Genomic DNA, 6,843 nt, shown 5'->3' with positions numbered 1-6,843 from the left:
GGCTGTCCCGCCCCCGCGGCCCGCCGCCGGTGCCGTGCCCGCGGCCCGGCCGCCGATCACCAACCGGCGGCGTACGGCGCGTAGCGGTCCAACAGCCGGGAACGGGCGCTGTGCACCCGGTGCGCCAGGATTTCCGCGACCACCCGCAGCAGGGCGTAACCGAACGCGGGGTCCTCGTCGCACATCCGCTGCACCCGCCTCCCGTCGAACTCGACGGTCCGGACCGGGCTCAACGCCTCCGCGCCGAAGTCCCACGCGTAGGGCGGGAACAGCCAGGACCAGCCCAGCATGTCCCCCGTGCGCAGTGTCGCCACCTCCATGGGGCGCGGCCCCTCGCCCAGCCGCAGGTCCAGGGTCACCGATCCGGACCGGATGACCCAGAACCGGTCCGCGCTCTCGCGCTCCTCGAAGATCCGGGTGCCCTGCGGGAAGGCGGTCTCCCGCCCCACGGCCAGCAGCCGGTCCCGCTGGTCCGGCGCCAGCGCTTTCAGCAGGTGCTTCTCCACACTCATGCAGTGACCTCCTCCCACTCGCGGCGCGGGACCGGTCCGTCCCAGGACGGGCCGGTCGGGCGCCCGTCACCATTGACCCCCATTCACCCGGATGCCGCATCCCCAGCCGTCCCGACCGCCCCACGAACCCCGCCCCGCCCCGTGCGCGGCCACCTCCGGGCACCCGCCGCGCGCGCCGGGCGCGGCTGTCGTTGAATGGCACCCGTCAGCGGTGGGTGCGGCGTGGCGAGAGGACGGACGGCGTGGCCGGGGACGACGAACAGCGGCGGGGCACGCAGGCCGGCGACGGCGCGGGCGGGACGCCCGGGGAGGGGCCGGGCGGGGACACGCCCGCGTATTTCGCGACCGACACCGGGGGAGTGGTGCGGCTGTGGAGCGACGAGGCGGCCGAGCTCCTGGGCCGCCCCGCGGAGGCGGTGCTGGGCCTGCCTGCCGCGCTCCTCGCCGACCCGGCGGCTCGCGAGCGGGCGGACCGCTGGTTCCGCGACGCCGGCCCCGAGGGCGCGACGACGGTCCTCCCCGCCTCGCGGGGTGACGGCACCAGAGTTCTGCTGGCTCTCGGTCACCGGCTCCTCACCGACGTCACCGGCGGCACCACCGTGCTGGTGCGGGCGGTCGACGCCCGGAGCGACCGGGCGGCCGAGCCGGCCCCGGCCGACGCCCTGGTCGAGCAGTCCCCGGTCGGCCTCGGCATGGTCGGCCCCGACCTCCGCTGGCTCCGCGCCAACCCCGCCCTGGCACGCATCAACGGCACCGCCCGGAGCGAACTCGTCGGCCGGGGGATCGGCGAGGCCGGGCAGGGCGTGGACACACCGGAGGTCGCCGCCACCCTGCTCCGGGTCATGGCCGACGGCGAAGCCGTCTCCGACCGGCAGCTCAGCGGCACCACGCCGTCGGACCCCGACACCGAGCACGTCTGGTCCGCGTCCTTCCACCGCGTCCAGGACGCCGCCGGCCGGACGCTGGGAGCCGCCACCTCCGTCGTGGACGTCACCGCCCGCCACCGGGCCGCCGCCGAGGTCGCGGCAGCCCGGGAGCAACTCGCGATGATCGCCGAGGCCGGCCGCCGGATCGGCACCACCCTGGACCTCCAGCACACCGCCCAGGAACTGGCCGACGTCATCGTCCCCCGGCTGGCCGACCTGGCCGCGGTGGACGTGCTCGACTCCGTCTTCGGCGGCGAGGTCGTCCCACCCGTCGCGGAGGACGGCTCCGCGCGGTTCCGCGCCCTGGCCGTCGCCTCCCGCCAGGACCACAGCGGCGCCGAACGCGCCGCCGACCGCGTCGGCGGGCTGGCCTCCTACGGACCGCACCGCCCCATCACCCAGTGCGTGACGGAGGCCCGTCCCGTACTGCTCCCGGAGGTGGGCCCGCGCACGCTGCGGCGGATCGCCCGCGACGAGCGCGCCGCCGCGGTCCTGGCCGACTCCGGCGTCCACTCCTACCTGGCGGTCCCGCTCGTCGCCCGCGGCGACATCCTCGGCACGCTCAGCCTCTGCCGCACCCACGCCACCCCCCGGCCGTTCGACGAACGCGACCTCGCGCTCGCCGTGGACCTCGCGGGGCGCGCCGCCATCTGCGTCGACAACGCCCGGCTCTACAGCCGCGAGCACAACGCCGCCCTCGCGCTGCAACGAGGACTGCTGCCCCGGATACCGGAGCAGCCCCTCGCCCTGGACCTGGCCTTCCGCTACCTCCCGGCGGTCCGCGAGGTCGGAGGCGACTGGTTCGACGTGCTCCCGCTGCGCGACGGGCGCATCGGGCTCATGGTCGGCGACGTCATGGGCAAGGGTGTGCAGGCCGCGGCGATCATGGGGCAACTGCGGTCCACCACGCGCGCCCTGGCGCGGCTGGACCTGCCGCCCGCCGAGCTGCTGGACCACCTCGACGCCACGGCCGAGCTGCTCGGCGACTCCATCGCCACCTGCGTGTACGCGGTCTACGACCCCGCCCGGGGCCGCTGCGAGGTCGCGGTCGCCGGGCACCTGCCACCCGTACTGGTCAGCCCGGCGGGCCGGGCGGCGTTCCTCGACACCCCGGTGGCCGCACCGCTGGGCGTCGGCGCGGGCGGCTTCGCCGCGCTCCGCTGCGACCTCCCGGGCGACGCCACCCTCGCCCTGTTCACCGACGGACTGGTCGAGAACCGCTCGGCGCCCATCGACACCGGCCTCGCCCGCCTGCTGGGGCTGCTGGACGGCCGGCCGCGCCCGTTGGAGGAGACCTGCGACCGGGTCCTGGACGTCCTGGACCGGGCAGCCCGGGACGACATCGCGCTGCTCCTCGCCCGACCGTTCGGCCCGACGGCCGGGCTGTCGCGCTGACCTGCGCCGTGCGGCTCCGGCGGGGGCGCACGGTCGGTCGGGGCGGCCCCCCGGGGTGACGTAAGCTGCGTCGGACGCCGGGCTCCCCTCGCCGTGCGGGGATGCGGACCAACCGGCCCGTGGCGGGACGGAAGCCGCCGAGGCGACAGGACCACCCGAACCAACCGTTGTCGGCGCGACCGCCTACGCTGTGCCCCGTGACGACGCATCCGGTGCCCGCCCCGCGGTCCGCGGCCGGCGCACCCCCCGGACCGCCCCCCGGCCGCCCCGCGCCCGGGCCGGCCGCCGACGAGGGACTGGCCCGCCGGCTCCGCGCCCTGGCCTGCACCGCCCCGCTCCACGACCTCGACGTCCGCAAGGCCAACCTGGCGGGCGAGTACTCCGGTTACGCCATGGCCGAGGTCGCCCTCGCCGCGATCGACCTCGTCACCCTCGCCATGGACTTCGACACCGGCGCCGACCACGACGACGTGGTCGCCCGCCTCGTGCCCCGCGTCGCCGCCCAGGCGCCGGACCGGCCGGCCACCGAACACCTCCGCGTGGCGCGCTGGGTGCTGGAGAACCTCATCAACGTCGGGAGCGTCGACCGCGGTTTCCGCGCCGTCTACGGCACTTTCGGCGCCGACGGCGCGTACGTCCGGCGCGACTACGACTTCAAGCTCGTCGAGGAACTCCCGGACCCGGCGGGCGGCGTGTGCCTGCGCACCACCGACGAGGCGGTCAACGTCCTGGTCGGCGCCCTCGACACCGACGTCACCAGCGCGCAGATCGCGGCCGAGGTCAAGCTGGAGGTGCTCATCAGCCGCGGTCGGCTGGCCGACGCCCAGCTCGCCGCCGAGCAGGCCCGCTACCGCACCGTCCAGTACGCCGAGACCCTGCGCCGCACGCTGGAGGCGACCCGCCGCAACGTCCGCTCCGTGGACTGGCTGCGGACCGTGCCGGACATGATCGCGGAGGCGCTGGACCACATCGCCGATCGCTACCGCCACGAGAACGCCATCCTCACCAACATCCGCCGGGCGCGCGACGAGGCCGACCCCGCGGGTCCCCGGGCCGGCGAGCACAAGCTCCGCGCCGCGGAACTGGTCGACATCGTCAAGGACTGCATCCGCCGCCACACCCAGCTGCAGTCACGGCTGCTGGAGGCGGGCCCCCTCTTCCGGGCGGAGCAGGACCGCCAGGAGTTCGCCCCGCCCTCCGGCCGAGTCGGCCTCGACCTCCACGGCCAGCTGCTGATGCCGCTGCTCCCCGAGCCCCTGGAGCGGGCCGTCGGAGTGACGGACGCGTGGTTCGCCCACGGCGTCGGTTTCCGCTCGCCGGGCGCCGTACGGCTGGGGGACCTCACCGAACTGCTGCTCACCCCGCCCGCGCCGCGCGAGCACCTCGGCGCCGAGCTCCCCGAGCCCGACCTGGTCGCCACCCCCGACGACAGCCGCTTCAGCGAGGAGCAGCTGTCCGCGGCCAAGTCCCTGCTCGACCTGCCGCCGGACGCGCCGCGACGGCTCTCCGGCCTGCTGGCCCAGGCGCGCCGCGAGGACCCCGAGCTGCCCTACCTGGTGGCGCTGCTGGCGGTGCACGCCGCCAGCCCGCCCGTCGGCACCGCCCACCGCCAGGGCGACGACCGCCTGCTGTTCGCCGTCGACGACGGAACCGAACTCCGGGACCCGGAGTTCGGCGGCGCGGATCTGGTCGTCGGCACGGCCCTGCTGGAGTACGCGGCCGAACCCGGCACCTGACCCCCGGACGGGCAGCCGCCCCGGCCCGCACGCCCGGCCGCGCCACCGGCCCCGCACGCACGCACCACAGCCACCCCCCCCATCGAGGAGCGACCCGCCCGTGACCGACCCAGGAGCCGAGACCGCGCCCGCCCCCGGACCGGGAGGCGCCGTCACACCGGCCGACGCCGCGGACGCCGCCCGGCTCGTCGCCTTCGGTCTCCAGCCGCGCCTCCAGCCCGTCCGCGACGCCGAGTACGCCGCCGCCGTCCGCCGCTACGCCGAGGACCCGCCCTTCGCGCGGCTGACCGACGCCGTCGCCACCGGCCTCGGCCTGATCGTGCTGGAGGTCTCCACCCGCGCCGGGATGGCGGTCACCGCCGACGAGGACTCCGTCTTCGCCGTGCGCATGGGCGAGTACGCCCGCCGCGCCGCCGGCGACACCACCGACCGCTTCCTCCACGGCCTCGCCCACCTCGCCGTCGCCGCTCTCGCCTTCCCCCGCCCCGAGGACCTCGCCGACGACGGCTACCTCGGCAGGATCACCGTCAACGGTGTCGACGCCTTCGTGCGGCAGGCCTGCCGCCGCCTGGAGGAGCGCGCCGAGGAACGCGGCGAGAACACCGACCCGCGGACCGAGGCGCCGGGGCTGGAGGCCGCCTGGCGCGTCTACGCGCGCCGCAGCGCCACCGGCGCCACCAAGGACGCCCGCCGGCTGGCCGGTTCCACCACCGGCATCATCGCCAAGGCGGTCTCCTTCCTCGCCGACTCCGGCTTCCTGCAGCGCACCGGCGACGACGAGGGCGGCTCCTACCGCACCACGCCGCGCTACCAGCTCCAGGTACGCGACATGGCCGGCCGCGCGGCCATGACCGAACTGCTGGAACTCGGCCTGGTCCCCGTCTCCGACGGCAGCGCCTCCCTGGCAGCCGCCCCCGGGGAGGACCACCTCCCCGAGGGCGCCGGCCTGCCCTTCCACAGCTGACAAGCCCGCCCGCCCCGCCGCCCCTCCACCTCCTGTGAGTGCCCGCCATGTACGAGCTGTCCCGGGTCCGTCTCTACTCCATCGGACCCGCCGGCGCCCGCTACGCCGACACCGTCCTCGACCTGCGAGGCGTCGGTGAGGAGGTGCCGGAGCCGGCACCGGTGCAGGCCGACTTCTTCGAGGACGCCCCCGACGGTCCGCCCCGCCGCCCGGCCCCCGCGGGGGTGCTGTTCCTGGAGAACGGCGGCGGCAAGTCCGTCCTGCTGAAGCTGATCTTCTCCGTGATGCTCCCCGGCCACCGCAACACCCTCGGCGGCGCCAGCTCCGGAGTCCTGCGGAAGTTCCTGCTCGCCGAGGACTGCGGACACGTCGCCCTGGAGTGGCAGCACACCCTCACCGGCGAGTCCGTCGTCGTCGGCAAGGTCAGCGAGTGGCGCGGGAGGCAGGTCTCGGGCGACCCGAGGAAGTTCGCCGAGGCCTGGTACTCCTTCCGCCCCGGCCCCGGCATGACGCTGGACTCCCTGCCGGTGGCCGAGAGCACCGCGCTGCGTGCCGCCCCCGCCCAGGAGGGCGCCTCCGGTGCCTCCGGCCGCCGCCGCACCATGAAGGGGTTCCGCGACGTCCTCACCGAGACCGGCAAGGCGTACCCCAACCTCGACGTCGTCTGGGAGGAGGTCCACGAACGCTGGAAGGAGCACCTGGAGGCGCTCGGCCTGGACCCCGAGCTGTTCCGCTACCAGCGTGAGATGAACGCCGACGAGGGCGAGGCCGCCGGCCTCTTCGCCGTCAAGAACGACGCCGACTTCACCGACCTGCTGCTGCGCGCCGTCACCGACACCCGCGACACCGACGGCCTCGCCGACCTCGTCCACGGCTTCTCCCACAAGCTCGGCCGCCGCGCCGAACTCACCGCCGAACGCGACTTCACCGCCGGGTCCCTGGACCTGCTCCAGCGCATCGCGGACGCCGCCGACCTGCGAGGCCGCGCCCGTGCCGTCCATACCGGCGCCGAGACCCGGACCCGTGCCCTCGCCGGGCGGATGTCCGCCCGCGGCACCGTCGAACGCGACCGCTCCCAGGCGCTCGCCACCCGCGTGGAGAACGCGGCGGACACCGTGTCCGCCGCCTCCCGCGCCCGCGAGGGCGCCGCCCGCACCACCGCGGAACTCGCCTACCGGCACGCCTCACTGGCCCTCGCCGCGGCGGAGAGGTCGGCCGCCGGGCTGCGGCGCGAACTCACCGAGGCGCGCGCCGTGCACGCCGCCTGGCAGGCCGCCGAGACCGTGCTCCAGCACGGTGCCGCCACCGAC

The 6,843-nt window shown here is 76.1% G+C and carries 4 protein-coding genes and 1 pseudogene; 4 read left to right on the top strand and 1 reads right to left on the bottom strand.

The features are described from left to right. Positions 1-56 precede the first annotated feature (56 nt). Positions 57-512, bottom strand: a complete 456-nt coding sequence (locus HCJ92_RS20775; protein WP_167935142.1) for a Crp/Fnr family transcriptional regulator — start codon at positions 510-512, stop codon at positions 57-59. A gap of 242 nt (positions 513-754) precedes the next feature. On the opposite strand from HCJ92_RS20775, the gene HCJ92_RS20770 reads away from it, so the two are divergent. The 4 genes and pseudogenes from HCJ92_RS20770 to HCJ92_RS20755 all read left to right on the top strand — a co-directional run. After that, on the top strand, positions 755-2,833 hold the full coding sequence (locus HCJ92_RS20770; RefSeq protein WP_167935141.1) for a SpoIIE family protein phosphatase: 2,079 nt from the start codon (positions 755-757) through the stop codon (positions 2,831-2,833). A 101-nt stretch (positions 2,834-2,934) separates the two neighbouring features. After that, a complete protein-coding gene (locus tag HCJ92_RS20765) occupies positions 2,935-4,569 on the top strand; it encodes a hypothetical protein (protein ID WP_245241049.1) in 1,635 nt (544 codons plus the stop codon). A 100-nt stretch (positions 4,570-4,669) separates the two neighbouring features. Beyond that, positions 4,670-5,533, top strand: coding sequence for a hypothetical protein (locus HCJ92_RS20760; RefSeq protein WP_167935140.1), 864 nt, complete (start codon positions 4,670-4,672; stop codon positions 5,531-5,533). 47 nt (positions 5,534-5,580) lie between these two features. Continuing rightward, positions 5,581-6,843 (top strand): annotated as a pseudogene (locus HCJ92_RS20755) (hypothetical protein); the annotation flags it as partial.

Source organism: Streptomyces spiramenti (genome assembly GCF_012034385.1).
In the GTDB taxonomy this organism is placed as follows: domain Bacteria; phylum Actinomycetota; class Actinomycetes; order Streptomycetales; family Streptomycetaceae; genus Streptomyces; species Streptomyces spiramenti.
Note: the sequence above shows the minus strand (reverse complement) of the source record. Positions and strands in the feature narration are given on the sequence as shown.